Source organism: Hyphomonas sp. TMED31, assembly GCF_002172815.1.
Lineage (GTDB): Bacteria > Pseudomonadota > Alphaproteobacteria > Caulobacterales > Hyphomonadaceae > Hyphomonas > Hyphomonas atlantica.
This window is the reverse complement of sequence record NZ_NHCK01000065.1, coordinates 1-17,876: the sequence shown is the minus strand read 5'-3', so window position 1 is coordinate 17,876 and position 17,876 is coordinate 1. Positions and strand designations below refer to the sequence as shown.

Below are 17,876 nucleotides of genomic sequence, written 5' to 3'. Positions count from 1 at the left end.
GATTGAAATGGCCCCTCAGAATATTGGCTGGCCTGATCACCCTCGTGGTTCTTCTCGCCATTGTCGCCTATTTCAATCGGGTTCGCATTCTCGTCGCGCTGATGAAGAATGACGCCTTTGTGGAATGGGCCGGAACGTTTGAACCGGGCGAGAATTACACCGCCAGCCTGCAAGGCTCTTATCCGGTGGCCGCCTGCCAGAACAGTCATGTGGACTTTGGTGAAGCCGTACGCAGAACGGTCTCGCTAGATGGGGTCTGGGACGTAGAGGAAGGCCCGCTTTCAGACACCGCGCCCGAAGCTTTTGCTCATCGCGCCCCCGTCCCCGGATTGATCACCGAGGCCACGCCCTCATTCAGCGAGATGGGCAAAAAGAGCAAACAACGCGACGTGTTCTGGTATCGCACACGATTCAACGCGCCGAACACTCCCTCTGCACAAGCTCATATCTGCCTGCACAAAGCGGCCTATGGCGTCAAAGTCTGGCTGAACGGTCAGGAGCTGGGCGAGCATTTCGGGCCGTTTACCCTGTCAGAGTACGACGCCAGCACGGCCATCAAATACGGCGGCGAAAATGAACTCATCGTCCGGCTCGGCGCAGACCGAAGCCAGTTGCCCGACTTTGTTCCCGCTGGCGACGATGATGAGGTCGCGCGGTGGTATCCGGGGCTTTGGGATAGTGTCAGTCTCGTCATGACCGGGGATGCGTCCATTGCAAATGTGAAGGTCGAAACGGATGTCGACACAGGTCAGGTGACGGTCATTACGGAGCTTCACAATTCGTCCGATACCGCCTTTAGCGCCCGCGTGTCCCAGTCCGCCGCTTCCTGGCCGGTCTCGCAGGAATTCGTGCCACAAATATCTGACGAGGTTACATTGGCACCGGGTAGCAATACGAGCCTGACCCAGACCTTCACGATAGAAGACGCCAAGCTGTGGAGCCCGGAGACGCCCCATCTGTACCTGGTGTCGACCAGAGTTGAAACCGCAAACGCTGATGGTGAATGGGTCGCCACCGACGATCGCGCCACACGTTTCGGGATGAGAAAAGCCGAGTGGCGTAGCGGAGACGATAAGGGCTTCTATCTGAACAATCGAAAATACTATTTGCGCGGGACGAATGTCGCGCTGCACCGTTTCTTCGGCGATGCGGAACGTAAGACCCTTCCGTGGAATGAGGACTGGGTTCGTGAACTTCTCTCTGGTCATCCCAAGGACTTCCACTGGAACTCGATCCGAACCCACAATGGCCGGGTACCGAACTTCTGGTATGACATTGCNGATGAGGNCGGCCTGATCATTGCCGATGAGTACAGCTTCTGGTCTGTCGCGCGCGGAACGGAGTCTGCGGACTGGTCNATTGTCGAGCTTGAGAAAGAGTTCCGGGGCTGGGTGCGGGAAAGCTGGAACCATCCTTCCATTGGTTGGTGGGATGCGGCCAACGAAAATAATAATCCCATGTCGACCGAGGTGATCGCGCGGGTTCGCTCGATTGATCCGACGCGGCAATGGGAGAATGGTGGCTACCAGCGCCCCGAAGGCCCGAATGACCCTATCGAAGAACATCCGTACAAGCTGAATTCCGGCGGCGCGCTGAACCTCAATGATCGCGCCTATACGCTTGATGACTTTTCAACCATGGACGGCCAGCCTCCACAGGCCGTTTGGGGCCTNTTCGCCACTTATGCGGACGCGCCAGAGCACCCCTTCATCAANAATGAGTATGCTTTTCTCTGGATCACGCAGCTCGGTCGCCCGACACCCTTGGCACAGAGTGCATTCGACACGATGACAGGCGGACTGGATCTGTCACCGGACGAGTACCGNGAAGCCTACGCCTATGTCACNTCTGAATTGACGGCCTATTGGCGGGCCATGCGCGGCTATGCAGGTGTCCAGCATTTTGTGTATTTGTCGAAATGCAATGATGAGGACCTGCTGCCGGATGCGTGGGAAATTCGCACAACCAGCGCGACATGCGACAGCTTTCTGGACGTCACCAATCTTGAACTCGAACCTCGCTGGGAACGCTATGCGAAAGATGTCTTCGCGCCTCAGCTTGTGTATNTGAAGGAATGGCGTGACCAAGCCTATCCGCGCGGGCAAGACGTCGACGTGCCGCTTATCCTCATCAATGATGATTATGAGGCGGTCGCCGGAAATGTTCGCCTATACGTCACCGATGCTGCCGGGAACGTCTCGTCTTCAGATATCCTTCCCGTCACCATCCCGCCTCTGGGCCGGGTAGAGCTGAACGCGCCGCTGAACATTCCGGACCTGGACGCCTTTACGGTTTATGCCAAACTCAGCTCACAGACGGAGGCTTTCGCTCCAGTCTGGAGCCGGCGGAAAATCGGCTTTGAGCATCCCGGTGTGCAGATACAAGATCCTCCCTTTGAATAGGAACTCACCCGGCAGGGTTCCGNTCTCCGGCCCATAAAAAAAGAAGCCCAGCCAAACTGGCTGGGCTTTAGGTCCGTTTGAAAAGTTCAGGATGATCAGTCGACGTTCTCGAACTGGTTCATCGTGTTGTGGACACCGCCCGCCTTCAGCGCNCGTTCGCCGGCAACCATTTCCTTGAACGTATCGCCAAGGTCTGAGCCCACTTCGTGCTGGTGCTTCACGGCAGACACACCATTGCGGATTTCGCGGCGCTGGATGGTCTGAACATAGGCGGCCATCTTGTTCTCGCCGAAGTACCCTTTCGACAATTCGTCCATGGCGAAGGCCGTCATGTGGAAGGTTGGCAGCGTGATCAGGTTGTGGAACACGCCAGCGCGTTCGCTGATGTCATATTGGAAGCGTTGCAGGCGTGCGTCAGCTTCCTTGCCGAGATCGGTATCGTCAAAGCGGGCTGACATGAGTTCTGCCTCCGGATATTCATTCTCGGAAATCTTTCCAGCCGCGATCCAGTCTGCCCGGACCTGCTTGCGCAGATTGAGCGTCCAGTTGAAGCTTGGGCTATTATTGTAGGTCAGCTTCGCATTCGGCACGACTTCCTTGATACGGTTCACCATGCCCGCGATGATGTCGACNTTCGGCGTATCAGTTTCGATCCAGAGCAGGTCTGCGCCGCCAAGCGTAAGGTTGGCGATACAATCCTCGATCACGCGCTCGGTGCCCGTTCCTTCGCGGAAGCGATAGAGGCCGTTTGGCAGACGGACTGGCTTGACCAGCTTACCATCTTTCTGCAGCGCCATCTCGCCATCCTGAAGCGGATTGGAGTCGGAGATCTCTTCGGTTTCAAGCCATTTGATGTATTCCGAAGCCAGGTCGCCCGGCCCCTGAGATACCGGAACCTTCTGGGTCAGGCCGGCGCCGAGGCTGTCTGTACGCGCGACGATCACACCATCGTCTACACCCAGCTCCTCAAATGCCAGACGGCAGGCGCGCAGCTTCTCGATGAAGTCTTCGCGGGGAACTGTGACCTTGCCATCCTGGTGGCCACACTGCTTCGCGTCAGAGACCTGGTTCTCGATCTGGAGGCAGCACGCGCCAGCCTTGATCAGCTCCTTGGCCAGCAGATACGTCGCATGCTCGTTGCCGAAGCCAGCATCGATGTCAGCAATGATCGGAACCACATGGGTTTCGAACGTGTCGATCCGGTAGATGATCTCATCCAGGACATCCTGGCTCGCACCCGCTTCCCGGGCGGCGGCCAGCTCGCGGAACAAATCGTTCAGAGCAACTTCGTCGGCCTGACGGAGAGAGACATAAATCTCTTCGATAAGCTCTGCGACAGCCGTCTTCTCGTGCATGGACTGATCCGGCAGATGACCCCAGGTGTTGCGCAGGCCAGCGACCATCCAGCCGGACAGGTACACATAGGTGCCTTTTGCCGTGCCGCGCATGCGCTTGACAGACTTGATCATCTGTTGCGCGTGGAAGCCGGACCAGCAGCCCAGAGACTGGGTGAACTTTGAGTGGTCGGCATCATAGGCCGCCATGTCAGCTCTCATCACGCCGGCCATTTCACGGGCAATGTCGAGATGCGTGGAGTATGTGTTCTGGATTTTCAGCTGGACGATGTCGTCTACGCTGATCCCGGCGCGCGTCACGCCGTCGGGATAACGCTTGAGCGCCTCGGCGCGCAGTTCAGAGTAAGTTGGGCGGTTGGACATGGTTTTGTCTCCTTGAAATTTGGTGAAGTCAGTGTGGGGATCAGGCGAGCTTTCGCAGCGCCTCGTAAGCGGGGGTTGTCAGGAAGTCTGGCAGGTCTTCGCCGGTTGCCGTTTCGGTGAAGATGTTTGCGGCAAGCTCGTAGCGGCCCTGCTCATAGGCATCTGCGCCAATGGTTTCGCGGATCTTGGCGAGCTCCTCGCCGAGAATTTCCATGAACCAGTCCTGTGAGAACGAGCGGGCTTCACCATTCTGCGCGATGATGCTGGCCTNATGNTGCAACCACTGCCAGATCTGGCTGCGGGAGATCTCAGCTGTTGCGGCATCTTCCATCAGATTGTGGATCGGCACAGCGCCGCGACCATTCAGCCAGGCGGCGGTGTATTCAATGCCGACGGAAATATTGGTGCGCACACCCGCCTCGGTGATGTCCCCGGTATGCGGACGCAGAAGGTCGTCCCGACGGATCGGCGGGAAAGTCCGCTGGCTGCGTACTTGGTTGCAGGCCGGCATGTGCTCGTTGAAGACTTCCATCGCCACAGGCACGAGCGCAGGGTGAGCCACCCAAGTGCCATCATGACCCGCCTTCACTTCGCGCAGCTTGTCGGCGCGCACCTTTTCAAAGGCCGCCGTGTTTGCCGCCTCGTCATTCTTGACCGGAATCTGCGCCGCCATGCCGCCCATCGCATGGGCGCGGCGATTGTGGCACGTCTTGATCAGCAGCAAGGAATAAGCATTCAGGAATGCGCGGTCCATGCCGACCTGCGCACGGTCTGGCAGCACGTAGGCTGCGTTCTTCCGAAGCGTCTTGATGTAGGAGAAGATATAGTCCCACCGGCCACAATTGAGGCCAGCGATGTGGCGGCGGAGTTCGTAAAGGATTTCATCCATCTCGAATGCAGCGGGAAGCGTTTCGATCAGGACGGTTGCCTTGATGGAGCCTACTGGAATTCCGAGCGTTTCCTGCGCGAACTCAAAGACCTCATCCCACAGGCGNGCCTCCAGATGGCTCTCCATCTTCGGCAAGTAGTAGAAAGGCCCAAGGCCCGAGGCGTGCAGTTTCGCGCCATTGTGGAAGATGTGCAGTCCGAAATCGAACAGGCTGGCGGAGATGGGTTGGCCGTCAATGAGGAGGTGCGCCTCTTCCATGTGCCATCCGCGAGGGCGCACGATCATCACAGCGGTCTCTTCGCCGAGCGCATAGGATTTGCCAGACTTCGGGTCCGTGTAATCCAGGCTGCCATTGGCATAATCCTGCATGTTCACCTGACCNTCGATCATGTTCCCGAAGGTCGGTGACGACGCATCCTCGAAGTCAGCCATGAACATCTTGGCGCCAGAGTTCAGCGCGTTGATCATCATCTTGCGATCAACAGGGCCCGTGATTTCCGCGCGGCGATCCTGGAGAACCGCCGGGATCGGGGCAACTTCCCAGACGCCATCGCGGATTGATTTCGTTTCAGGCAGGAAATCCGGCAGCTCCCCGGCATCGAACCGCGCCTGACGTGCGCGGCGCGCNGCGAGAAGCTCACGACGCCGGGAACCGAAACGGCGCTCAAGGCGANCCAGAAAGTCGAGCGCACCCTCGGTCAGCACCCGGTCTACGCCCTCTACCCGCTTCAGGACTTCAATATGGTCAGCCTCTTTGGGGGCCCGCTCCAACGCTTCGACAAAAGTCATAATGTGCCTCATCAATCAAACTCGAATTGACACAACACTATTTACACTTCTTCCGAATATCGAGTATGCAATTGTTTCTATTGGGTTTTTATGTTTACGATGTAAGGTAAACCCAACGGTAATTGTAAAGTTTGTAAATCTTCAGGGTATTTGATGAGCCAGCGAAAAGAGAAACTCCTCATTGGCGCGAAGCTTCGACGGCTTCGCCGCACGCTTGGACTGACGCAGGCCCANATGGCCGAAGACCTNGATGTCTCAGCCAGCTACATCAATCTGATCGAGAGCAATCAGCGCCCCGTGAGCGCGAAACTGCTCGTGTCCCTCGCACAAATCTACGATTTCGATCTGAGCGATGTGGGCGGCGCAAGCGACGCTCGACTGGCCTCCGAACTCATGGAAGCGCTTCGCGACCCCGTTTTTGAAGCCGGGCCAATTGGCAAGAATGATGTCGAAGATGTCGTCAACGCCAATCCGGACATCGCGAAGGCCTTCCTCCGTCTCTATTCGCGCCATCAAGAGATGAATATCCGGCTTTATTCGGACGCCAACCCAATGGCAGACCGGGAAAAGGTCGAAGTGCTGGAACAGACGGATCGGAGCGTGGATTCCGTCCGCGAATATTTCCACGAAAACCGGAACTACTTCCCCGAAATCGACGAAGCGGCAGAAGCGCTCTCAGCCGAATTGTTTCTGACCACGGATGAACCCCATACCACCCTGACAGACCGCCTGAAGAAGCAACACAATTACCAGGTCCGGATTGTGCCGGCTCATGTCATGCCAGACAGGCTGCGTTATTTTGATCGGCACCATCGCAGGATTGATCTGTCAGAACTGCTCCACCAATCCGGACGACGCTTTCAGCTGGCCGTCCAGATCGCCATGCTGGAATATGCCCCCCTTATTGAAGCGCATGTCGAGAAAGCCAAATTCCCGGATCGCAGCGCGCGAAACCTGGCCAGCGTCAGCCTGGCAAATTACTTCGCCGCCGCGTTGCTGATGCCGTATGCGCGCTTCCTCCGTGAATGCGAAACAACGAAATATGACATTGAGCTGCTCAGCCATCGGTTCGGCGCAAGCTTTGAACAAGTCGCCCACCGCCTCACCACGCTTCAGAAACCGGATGCACGCGGCATCCCCTTCTTCTTCGTCCGAATGGACAGCGCCGGCAATGTGTCCAAGCGTTTCAGCGCGGGACGGTTTCATTTTTCGAAATTCGGTGGCGCCTGCCCGCTCTGGAATATCCATGATTGCTTTGCGACGCCCGACCAGGTGCGCACACAAATCATTCAGATGCCGGACAATACGACCTATTTCTCAATCGCCCGCACGATGTCACGATCGGAAGGCGCCTTTGACCGGCCGCCAACCAAGTACGCCATCGGCCTTGGGTGTGACATCGCCTACGCGCCCCGCCTGATATATGCGCAGACACTCAATCTGCCCGCCATGCAGGCGACGCCCATTGGGGTGAATTGCTATATGTGCGACCGGAACAATTGCCCATCCAGGGCNCACGCTCCGCTAAACAAGAAACTTGTCTTCGATACAAGATCGCGCGGTATCTCTGTCTTCAGCTTCGAGCACGACTAGCGGACCACAATCGCATTCCCTAGGAAACGGGTTTGTCACCCGCGATCGTGACCCGGAAACCGGATCTGACTTCCGGGAAATAGTCCCAAACCGCCAGGTGCTGGACGGCACGGTTGTCCCAAAAGGCGATGGAGTGCGGTTTCCAGCGAAACCGTATCTGAAAGTTCGGATTCTTCACGTGGTCGAACAGGAAGTTTAGAACCGCCTTGCTCTCCTCATCCGACAATCCCTCAATATGGGTCGTGTAGGACGAATTGACGAAGATACATTTCTTTCCGGTCACCGGATGCCTGCGAATGACCGGATGGGTCGCAACCGGATACCGTTTATCATAATCCTTGAACAGAGCATGATAAACCGGATTGGCGTCATGNACCGCCTCCAATCCTTCGAGATATGTTTTCATCCGTTCAGACAAGGCGTCATAGGCTTTGTACATGCTGGAAAACATCGTATCCCCGCCCGTTTCCGGAACGGTGTGAAGATAAAGGATACTGCCAAGCGGAGGTTCTTCGTCTGCACTCAAATCCGAATGCCAGCTCTCTCCGGCAACATATTTTGAGTCAGCATCGGCATGAATGGCCACTATCTCTGGATGTCCATCGATGCCAGCCACCGCCGAATGGATCGCGAGAGGCCCAAACAATCGCCCCAGATCCTTGTGCGCGTCATGACTGATTTCCTGGTCACGAAAGAAGATAACCTGGAACCTGGCCAGCGCATCTCGCAATTCGTCTGCCTGGCTGGGTGAGAGGGGCCGGGTCAGATCAATACCATCCAACTCGGCCCCCATATAGGGCGTGACTCGATTTGCGGTGAAATGCTGGTACGTCTTGTCGCCGTCAAATTCGGACACGTCTATTTCCTTCTAATAGTTTGGCTTCGCTTCAGATCAGAACTCAAATCCGNATGTGACGAGCAATTGCCGCGGAGGGACATACTCATTGCTCACAGTTCCGCTTGAGTAAGGGTCCACGAACCGGCCCGAGATACCCTCTTCATCGCCGATATTCGTGATCGAAGCCGACACGAACCACGGCGCTTCNTTCGGCTGATACTGGAAGTACGCATTCCAGAGGCTGTATGATGGCACATCATCCGCGCCAGCCGTGTTGAAAATGCGCGCCTCATACTCTCCAACATATACATTCTCGATGCGAGACGTCAGCTCACCATGATCACCAATTGGCTGGAACCAGGCCGCATACAGATTGTATGTCAGGTCAGCGAGATTTGGCGGGGTGTTGCCCTCGACCTGCACGCCTGCAGACTGACGCGCGAGAAACCAGTCATAAGACCAGGGATATGTAGCGCCTGAATTCACCGCTTCATCTCCGGCGAGGTCAGCAAGGCGGCGATCCAGCGCCACATAGTCAGCAGTGACCTCCCCGTCCAGCATGGCCATATTGCCGCCNAGCATGAGNTGNTCNTTGAAGGTCAGATAGCTGCCNTCCAGNTCGATACCATATGTTTCAGCTTCAGGAATGTTGCCAATNCCCCCNGCATAGGGNATNGGATCCTCTTCGATGAACTGCATGTTTTCATACTGATTGAAGAAGACCGAGGCGTTGAGCGTTGCGCGGCCATCAAGNAANGTGTTCTTGGAGCCGAACTCGATCGCCTCCACAGTCTCTTCATCATATGTCGAGGAGACAACAAGTGCGCCTGACGTTCCGCCATTCAGTCCGCCCGGCTTGTAACCGCGTGACCAGCTCGCATACACCATCGAGTCTTCGGATATATCGTANTCAAGCCCGACTTTCCCGGTCCAAGTCTGTGTTGCGAACGAACTGGCGGTCGGCGTTGAATAGTACGAAGCNCCCTCGCCGTCATACTTGTCGTCATTGTAACGCGCGCCGACTGTNGCGCTCAGGTTTTCCATCAGCGGGATTGTCGCCTGNAAGAACGGAGCAANCGACTCACGATTGACGGTCGAAATGTTTTCATAGGCNAGGTTNGAAGGAATTTCCGCCGGAGTGGTGTCACGAGGCAGAACNGGGAGGCCNGGAATGGAGGTGACGCCAAGCTCCCGNTATTCNACCACATANTGAGCCGAGTCCGTGTTCGAATAGAATACGCCTGCAATCCAGTCGATTCCGGATTCCGGAAGTGAGCTGATTGTCAGTTCTTCCATGAAGGTTTCGGCTTCTGTAGCCCACGTCGCAACATGATCGTAGCCGCCATAGGTCGCCAGATCGAGGCGATCGGCGTCAAACGACTGGTCATGCGACATGTCCTGATAACTCGTCACAGACTTCAACGTCGCGAAAGGAAGCTCGTACGACACGTTGAGCGTGGCAAGTTCCGACCTCAGCTTGAACTTTGCGGGAAAGTCCTGCGTGACTTCGCGAATATCAGGATTGGGGTCCTCAATATTCTTCAGTGCTCCGCCATTATGCTTGTCATTGTATAGCGTATAGGAAAGCGTTGTGGACAGCTTGTCCGTTGGCTCCCACAAGGCGGCGAGGCGATAATGCTCATTGTCAGCGTCATCCAGCTCATAACCGCCATCAATACTGGTGGCCGTCGCATAGCCATCATGAGACGTTTGCTGGATTGACCCGCGGATCGCCGCTGTTTCACCAATCGGCACATTATAGGAGGCAAATCCCTGAACGTAGTTGTAGTCGCCCAGAGTTGCCTTGAACGTGCCCTTCGACTCTCCAAGCGTTGGCTGGTTCGTGATCACGTTGATCGACCCACCGGTTGAACTCTGTCCGAACACAGTGCCCTGCGGGCCGCGAAGGACTTCGATGCGATCTACATCAAAGAACCCCATATTGAGCGCGATGGAATTTGGCAGGAACGCGCCGTCGACATGAAACGACACACCCGGAATTGTCGCGAAGTTCTCTGGAGTCTGCTGGCCTACACCGCGGATGGTGACGATGCGTTCAGACCCGCCACTTTTCGTGATCATCAGGCCGGGAACATACCCATTCAGCTGACTCGGATCCGTGATGCCCGCCTGCTCCAGGATATCCCCGGTGATAGCGCTCAGCGCGATTGGCGCATCCTGNAGAGTNGTTTCCCGCTTCTCTCCGTACACTGTTATCTGGTTCATGTTNCGGATGTCATCTTCATCACCCGCCGCATCATCGGCAAATGCAACACCACCGTGAACCAGCGCAACACTCAGCGCCGCAACAGCAGCACCACACTTCATAAAACTTCTTTTGTTCCGACCCATGACATTACCCCTCAAGCTGCAGAAAATCACAAACTTTGCGATATCTCACGCTAGATTGGGGTTCTCGTCCTGACTTGATTTGGAGCGCCAAAATAGTTGCAANAGCTGAACCACCAGAAACACGAAACTTACTCTCCACACACACCAACAGGTTGTATTCGCAGCCACAGCGGACGCTTCACAAGGACTTACGCTTTGAGAGCATCGGCGGAACCAGTTTCCTGTGTCGTGCCTGTGAGTTGAAGCTTTGACAATCCCGGGTCCCTCAAAACCTGGATAAACAATGCCAAAAGCCCCAGCGCAATTGCGAACACGAAGAAAACTGGCGCGAATGAGCCGACCTTGTCAGCGGCCAGTCCAGCTGCCAAGGGACCAAAGGCGGCAACCGAGGAAATCTGGTGCGACACGCCCAGCAATTGGGCACCCAGTACCCTGCCGAAACGCTCAATGAGCACGACCATNGTCGCGACAACAGTGATCCCCCACCCCGCGCCNAACAGCAAGGAAGACACCACAACGATGGCCGGGCTCATGGCGATCGCAAACAGCACAATCCCTACAGCTTGCAAGGCCATACTCACGGCCAGCAAGTGTTTCGACGAAAACCGCTCACAGAGCGGTCCAGCCAGGCCTTTGAATGCCAAGGATACAAACGCCATGAAGCTGAGGCCAAGTGCCCCAACGGAAGGCGATAGCCCAATCAACTTCAAATGACTGACAGCCATTGAGTGGACGGTCGTGACGCATGCGAGATTGAAGGTTACCGCCGCCGCAATNACCAGNAANAGCGGACGAAACACTGCCGTTTTCCAGTTCTCGGAACTTCTTGCCGCCGAGCCCTCCAGCGCGTCCTCATTGGCCTCCCGTTCCCGATACGACGTCTTGTCCTTGGGAATGGCCAGCGCGCCAAGGATTACCAGCATGCCACAAACCCCGGCCAGAATGGTCCAGTTNGCACGCCAACTCGTCCACTCGACCACGTAGTAACTCAAGCCTGGGCCCACGATATCGCCAATGCCGCCAAGCATGAGATACAGGCCGATCATCCGGGCCGTTCGGATCGGGAACCATTCTCCGATCAACCACACCGCCGTGACATTTCCGGCAAGGGAGAATCCCGCTCCGACAAAGCACATGGCCGCAAAAAAGGTCATCAGCGCTTCGCTCGCGCTCGCCAGACCAAACCCGGCACCGACCAGGACGAAGCCGAGTGCAAATGTCTGTCGTGCACCAATACGCGGAAGCAGAAAGGCCGGCAGAAACCCTGTCAGCCCGACGGCGAGCCCAAGCACGGTGAAACCCAATCCAGCGGACGTGTAGCTCCACCCCAGATCGTCCGCCATAACAAACAGGACGACGCCGAGTGATGCAAATGTGCTGGCATTGAGCACGAAGAAGCCGCCGACCAGAATGGCAAAGACCAACCACTTTCGAAACATGCTCGCCATCCTGTCAATGTGAGGNACCAAGCATCAAAGGTCTCACATCGGGGGCGATCAATATTGTCGCTGTGCGCACTCCGAGTTTGTATTTGCGCCNAGTCGNAGCGGTCGTGCTCCGATTTGGGGTTACCCTTCCAGGGTGTCCAGGACTGTCTGCGTATCAGNCAGCAAAGCGCAATTCTTCTCCAATGCCATGAGCGCACCGACATGAAGTATCTCTTCATAAGCCGCGCACGCATCAGAAACGACGACGACGTTGAAATTGTGATGAAAGGCAGACCGAGCGGTCTGGTCGACACAGCAATCCGTCGTCACGCCCGCCATCAACACAGTATCAATGCCGCGCGCCTTCAATTCCGCGTCGAGTTCCGTGCCATGAAACCCATCGAACAGAACCTTCGCTATATCGAGATCACCATCCTCCGGGACAAGCTGNTAATAGTCTGACCCCGCCTCATCCGCACGGCATATCGCGTGCTGGCCCGGCTTNCCGCGCCAAGCATAGAGGTTCTTCAAGGCGTCCGTGTCTGTTTCATCCCGGGTCACGACCTTCAGGAAACAGATGGTTCCGCTCTTTTGCTTGAGCGCCTCACGAAGACGAGCCATCTGGGCCATTGCGGTGTGCGCTGGGCNAAGNTCAACGCCCGCCTGCCCGATCACGCCATNTGGCGAAACGAAATCCACCTGAACATCGACCAGGACCAANGCGGTACGTGCAGGATCAAGTATCTCGCTGAGCAACTCGGACCCGACATGCGGCAAGTCAGATACAGACGGCAAAGCTGTCATCTATGCCGCCCCGGCGAGAGACGGAAACTTTGCGCGCAACTTTGGAAGCACTTCTTCCGCAAATTTCGGCATTCCCTCNATATAGTCGGGGAAGATCAGCATGAGGCCATCCAGACCCGACACTTCCAATTGCTGTGACAGACGCTCCACAACTGTATCAGGCGATCCTGCAACGTGCGGCGACATGAAGGATGATCTGGCCTTTTTCACGAACGCATTCTCCTTGCCGATTTCGGCATCCAGGAACCCGTAGGCGCGCATCATACCGCGCAGGGCNTCTTCATCGAGACCATCCCGATAGTGNTGCGCCGTCGCTTGAGCCTCTTCATCTGTNTCGCCGAGGACAACGGTCATCATCGCGTACGTGCGGATGTACCGCCCCATTTCGGCGGCGATGCCTTTCACCTTGTTNCTGGCAGCGGCCAGCACNTCAGGAACGTCGCCAGACAAGAAGATCGCGTCCATTTCGTTCGCGCTGAATCGCATTCCCTTTTCAGACGTACCCGCACAAACAAGGAATGGCTTTTTCGAAGGCTTAGGATTCGAAACGCAGTCATCCAGTTGGAAATACTTGCCATCCATCGTGACAGAGGGCTCGGTCCACAAGCCCTTGATGGCCTTGATCCACTCGTCGGCAAGGTCGTATCGGGCGTCGTGGTCAACATCGTCCGGCCACATACCCATTTGGGAGAACTCGCCCTTGTAGGAACCCGTGACCACATTGAGCCCTGCCCGTCCGTTCGATACCTGATCCAGCGTAGCAATCATTTTCGCGACCGTTCCCGGATTTTGCAGGATCGTGTGGACAGTGGTCCAGACCTTCACGGTTTTGGTGACTTCTGCCAGCGCTGCCATCGTGACCGTCGCGTCGAGTGTCGCATCCCACTGNTTGGTTTCGCCGCCATATCCGCGATACTTTGCCATGGACATGATGAAGTCGTATCCCAGCTCTTCTGCCANAACCGCGACTTTGCGGTTGTAGGCATATGACCCATCGAGCTCCGGCTTGTTTCTCGACAGGATCCACCCCCCATTGGCGATCGGCATGAAGATGCCCAGATCCTTGCCTCCGGTATCGGATGGCAAGTCAAACTTGGTTGGAGAAACTGGCTCTGACATGTCTTCAATTCCCTCATTTCGATACCGNACTATCACCAAGNCAAGCCATCCGGTTCTTGATTTCTCGCGCCTCAACTATTGATCGGCGANCATCTTCCACAGGCGCTCACATTTCCTCAGGCGCAACTTCCACGCACAAACCCGACAGCTCNTCCGTCATGATGATCTGGCATGATAGCCGGGATTGGGGCCGTGCATTGTCGGAGAAATCGAGCAACTCNTTTTCCGGTTCGGATGCCGCCCCCGTACGATCCAGGAACTCATCCCCCACGAAGACATGACAGGTTGCGCACGCGCAGGCACCCCCGCAAATCGCAGCGATATCTTCGGCGCCAGAAGCAGATATNGCCTCCATTACGCTATGGCCAGCGGTTGCCTCTATGACGACCTCTTCTCCGGAGCGCTTGATCACTTTCAGTTCGGGCATTCAGCGTCTTCTTCTGTGGCTTGATCAGGAAATCATTCTGGGCACGGCCGCGTCCGCGACATGGAATTTGCCGATCACTTCATCATCGACACCTTCCCGAGGNTTTTCCCTGACCTGCACAACACCATTCTTGCCAAAGCCCTCCACAACCGGTCGCCCTGCATCCCGGCTGAGCCACAAGCGCAGAAGATGGCGTTTGCGTTGCGGTTCAGGATGATCAAAGAACTCCGTACGAGAATGAAGTGCAGCGTAATTGGATAGCCACTGAATATCACCGGGGCGGAAATCCATATCGATCGCCATACCTGGCTCGTAGGTAATTTCGTCAAACAGCGCGAGCACTTCCTTTTGCGCATCCGTCAGCTTCGGCACCCCNGGATANTCCTGCGCCGTCAGAATATAGAGCGAGCCCGCATACATGCTGAACACACCTTCTTCGATGCTGATCACCGGCGATGTGTACGTGTTGGCCGGGGCATTATGGTCTTGCCGCCGCCAGTCCCAATGAAACGGCTCCAGCAGCAATGGCGCAAGGTCGGGCCGGCGACGCAGAATTTCATTATAGATCTCGGCACCTGACACCAGACAGGATGCGCCCCCTTCCTTTGCGGGTCTCAGGCACATCAGGGCGACAATGTCGGAACTGTCGGAATGATAGACCAGCTTGTCGCGCACCTTTGATGAGAGCGCCGTCGGGTCATCCATCGTCTTGTCGGATGTCGCGTAGATATGGTCGATCAAGTCTCCCATCTCGTTCTGACGGATCGGATCTCCCATGTGCAGGCCGAGAATGTAATAGATCGCCGAAGACAGGGCATCCGAATACAAATGTGTTCGCAATCCCCGCACCAGAACGAAACCCCGCCCTGTATCGACATCACGGCCCCAGGCTTCCACCGCTTCGGCGCATGCTGTCAGGGGATACTCAGATGCTTGCACGAACCGAAGGTCTGGATCCGCCTCAACAAACCGGGCTCCGAGGTCCTCCAGTTCTTCCACCTGCTCAGGTGACAGATGGTAGATCCATTCCTCGCCAGCCTTGATCTCATCGCCACGCCAGGCCGCAGCGGTCGTCACAGGTTTGCACACAGCTGCAGTCGTCATCATGGCCTCCAGGCTCTGGAAATTCAGCAGATTTGAAATTGAGAGTATCAACGCTGGATGCATCGGTCTTGCACCGAGCGACATGAATTCTTGTGGCGCGCTGAATTGCTGAAAAAGGCATCACACTGCCTCCGCAGAAACAGAATGCGTGAGCTCTTTGAACGCATCCATAGCATCAAGCTGGCTTCTGAGATGGTCGGTCGCGTATTTGTACGCATCCGCGCCCAATAGCAGCAGCCGCGGCGGCACATCCATCTCCACCAGGTGCGAAATGGCCAATGCGATCTTGCCAGGGGCGCTTGGTTCCCGGCCCTTGCCTTCCGAAAGCACTTGATGGGCCATATGGGCCGTCGATTCGTAGTCCGGAATAGTCGGCTCGACTGCGCGCAAGGAGCCGCCGGCGAAATCCGTGCGCATTCCCCCCGGCGCCACATTCGTCACATGAATGCCAAGTGGCGAAACCTCGTCCGCCAATGTCTGACCAATACATTCGAGCGCATACTTGCTTGCGCCGTAAATTCCGGTTCCTGCCCACGGTGCGAGCCCGCTGGCGGAGGAAACATTCACAATGTGCCCCGCGCGTCGCCGACGCATTCCTGGAAGCACAGCGTGGATCATGGCGATGGCGCCAAGAACGTTTACGTCGAAAAGCGATCTGATTTCCTGAATAGAGGTTTCCTCAATGGCTCCAGTCAATCCGTATCCGGCATTGTTCACAAGCACATCAATCGGACCGTGTTCTCTTTCAGCTTCAGCTACTTTCTCAAAGACTTCATCGAAGTCAGTCACATCAAGCAGCAGCGCAATGGCGCGTCCGCCCGCCTGACTGGAAAATCCCTCGTGATCCTGTTCAGAGCGCACCGTGCCGATCACACGGTCGCCTTGCTCCAGCATTTGCAAAGCGATCTGCTTTCCCAGCCCCTTGCTGACGCCGGTAATCAACCAGGTCTTCATCCAGGAACCTCCTCCGACTCCATCTCGAAGATGATCAGCTCAACATCTTCCCGCGAGGGCATGGATGCGGCGGCGCCATCTTTCTCAACGGACAAGGATGCCGCTATGGATGCGTATTGCATCGCTGCATCAAGTTGGTCGCCCATGGCAAGTCGCGCGCACAAGGTTCCACAGAAACAGTCGCCTGAACCGGTTGTGTCTCGCGCTTTCGTGCGTCGCGCGGGTGTTACGTGCAGGTGATTGCGACTGATTGCCAACGCACCCGCGGCACCACAAGTCACGATGATAACCTGATCCGCACGCGAGAGCAGCGTCCTGGCAATTCGGGTGATATCTTCAATATCTTCCGGAAGGCTCTCAATTTCGGCATAGAATGCGAGTTCAGACTCGTTCATCACGATGATGTTCATCACGTGGAACAAGTCATCGCGCGCCCGCAATATCGCTGGCGCCGCATTCAACACAGCTGTCGTATTGGAGCCTGCAAGCGACGCACAATACGCAAGTGTCGTTTCGATTGGCGTCTCCAATTGGGACAAGACAACTTTTGCGTCGGCCCGCTTTGGCGGAACGACCTTGAGCTGAGCATTTGCGCCGGCATCGACGACGATGTGATTTTCGCCTGCTGCGTCCACGCAGATATAAGCGCGACCGCTCCGCATGGATGGCAACTTTTCGATACCGCCCGAAGGCACAGAAAGTGCCTCCAACTCTGAAATGAGCCATGCCCCGTCCTCATCATCTCCAAGGCAGGCATGGAATTCCAGATTGACCCCAGACCGCGCGGCGGCAACCGCCTGGTTGGCTCCCTTCCCACCGAGATAGTGATCAGACCCTGTTGCAGAAACAGTTTCCCCCGGCCTTGGCAAGCTGGCAACACGAAGCACAACATCCAGATTGACGCTTCCCAATATGGTCAGGTCTGCCATCAGCTGATCACCTCCTGATCGTGAGCAGATGAGTTCTTGCTGAACTCCGGAAGCAACAGGATCAGGACAGTGCCAAGCAAGAGCAGACCTGCGAGCACCCATACCGAAGTCACATAGCTGCCCGTGACGTCAAAGCCGATATCCATCAAGACCGGCGCCCCTCCCTGGAAGACTATGACGACGGAGTAGAACACCCCAATGATCGTTCCGAATGAGCGAAGCCCGAAATAGCGGGACACAAAATAGGACAGACAGCCAAACTCTGCCCCAAGCCCAATGCCCATCAAAGCTGCGCCGATGTAGATGGTCGGCAGGGCCGTTCCATACTGGAAACAAAGCAGGCCAAGGATCGCCGCAGCAAACATGGGCACCGCTACTTTTGGCGTATAAAAACGGTCCAGGAAGTATCCCGTCATGACTTGCCACCCAGCAGTTACCAAGGCGAAGATACTGATGGCCAATGTCGCGGATTGAAGGGAAATGCCGCGATCCATCAACATGGGCACCACATGGGTGAAAATGGCCGTCATG

14 protein-coding genes are annotated in these 17,876 nt (G+C 56.2%); 2 read left to right on the top strand and 12 right to left on the bottom strand.

Annotation, left to right across the window (positions count from 1 at the left end; genetic code table 11):
• Positions 1-23: 23 nt before the first annotated feature.
• On the top strand, positions 24-2,402 hold the full coding sequence (locus CBB91_RS10045) for a glycoside hydrolase family 2 TIM barrel-domain containing protein (protein WP_273013915.1): 2,379 nt from the start codon (positions 24-26) through the stop codon (positions 2,400-2,402).
• 95 nt (positions 2,403-2,497) lie between these two features.
• Here the strand turns inward: CBB91_RS10045 and CBB91_RS10040 are convergent, their stop codons facing one another.
• Positions 2,498-4,120, bottom strand: a complete 1,623-nt coding sequence (locus CBB91_RS10040; protein WP_273013914.1) for an isocitrate lyase — start codon at positions 4,118-4,120, stop codon at positions 2,498-2,500.
• Between the two features lie 40 nt (positions 4,121-4,160).
• Positions 4,161-5,798 (bottom strand): malate synthase A, encoded by a 1,638-nt coding sequence (gene aceB / locus CBB91_RS10035; protein WP_273013912.1) that lies wholly within the window; start codon positions 5,796-5,798, stop codon positions 4,161-4,163.
• 153 nt (positions 5,799-5,951) lie between these two features.
• On the opposite strand from aceB, the gene CBB91_RS10030 reads away from it, so the two are divergent.
• On the top strand, positions 5,952-7,391 hold the full coding sequence (locus tag CBB91_RS10030) for a helix-turn-helix transcriptional regulator (protein ID WP_273013911.1): 1,440 nt from the start codon (positions 5,952-5,954) through the stop codon (positions 7,389-7,391).
• 19 nt (positions 7,392-7,410) lie between these two features.
• Here the strand turns inward: CBB91_RS10030 and CBB91_RS10025 are convergent, their stop codons facing one another.
• The 10 genes from CBB91_RS10025 to CBB91_RS09980 all read right to left on the bottom strand — a co-directional run.
• A complete protein-coding gene (locus tag CBB91_RS10025) occupies positions 7,411-8,247 on the bottom strand; it encodes a TauD/TfdA family dioxygenase (protein WP_035554683.1) in 837 nt (278 codons plus the stop codon).
• Between the two features lie 36 nt (positions 8,248-8,283).
• A complete protein-coding gene (locus CBB91_RS10020) occupies positions 8,284-10,557 on the bottom strand; it encodes a TonB-dependent receptor (protein ID WP_273013909.1) in 2,274 nt (757 codons plus the stop codon).
• 212 nt (positions 10,558-10,769) lie between these two features.
• The gene (locus CBB91_RS10015; RefSeq protein WP_273013907.1) at positions 10,770-12,020 is read right to left on the bottom strand and encodes an MFS transporter; all 1,251 of its coding nucleotides are present in this window, start codon (positions 12,018-12,020) and stop codon (positions 10,770-10,772) included.
• A gap of 129 nt (positions 12,021-12,149) precedes the next feature.
• Positions 12,150-12,812: an isochorismatase family cysteine hydrolase gene (locus CBB91_RS10010; protein ID WP_273013905.1), complete on the bottom strand. Its 663-nt coding sequence runs from the start codon at positions 12,810-12,812 to the stop codon at positions 12,150-12,152.
• Complete coding sequence (locus CBB91_RS10005; protein WP_273013904.1) at positions 12,813-13,931, bottom strand: LLM class flavin-dependent oxidoreductase; 1,119 nt, start codon at positions 13,929-13,931, stop codon at positions 12,813-12,815.
• 106 nt (positions 13,932-14,037) lie between these two features.
• A complete protein-coding gene (locus CBB91_RS10000; RefSeq protein WP_273013902.1) occupies positions 14,038-14,358 on the bottom strand; it encodes a 2Fe-2S iron-sulfur cluster-binding protein in 321 nt (106 codons plus the stop codon).
• Between the two features lie 24 nt (positions 14,359-14,382).
• Positions 14,383-15,462 carry a TauD/TfdA family dioxygenase gene (locus tag CBB91_RS09995; protein ID WP_345906796.1) on the bottom strand — a complete coding sequence of 360 codons (1,080 nt, stop codon included), beginning with the start codon at positions 15,460-15,462 and terminating at the stop codon, positions 14,383-14,385.
• A gap of 120 nt (positions 15,463-15,582) precedes the next feature.
• On the bottom strand, positions 15,583-16,416 hold the full coding sequence (locus tag CBB91_RS09990; protein WP_273013899.1) for an oxidoreductase: 834 nt from the start codon (positions 16,414-16,416) through the stop codon (positions 15,583-15,585).
• Positions 16,413-17,345: a ribokinase gene (locus tag CBB91_RS09985; RefSeq protein WP_273013897.1), complete on the bottom strand. Its 933-nt coding sequence runs from the start codon at positions 17,343-17,345 to the stop codon at positions 16,413-16,415. The genes CBB91_RS09990 and CBB91_RS09985 overlap by 4 nt, the downstream gene beginning before the upstream one ends.
• Positions 17,345-17,876, bottom strand: a 532-nt coding sequence (locus tag CBB91_RS09980; RefSeq protein WP_345906795.1) for an MFS transporter, incomplete at its 5' end; no start/stop codon positions are given. The genes CBB91_RS09985 and CBB91_RS09980, both read right to left, overlap by 1 nt.

Excerpts from the sequence above, each read along its gene's own strand:
- CBB91_RS09985 (WP_273013897.1), bottom strand. The coding sequence starts at position 17,345 with ATGGCAGACCTGACCATATTGGGAAGCGTCAATCTGGATGTTGTGCTT.
- CBB91_RS09990 (WP_273013899.1), bottom strand. The coding sequence starts at position 16,416 with ATGAAGACCTGGTTGATTACCGGCGTCAGCAAGGGGCTGGGAAAGCAG.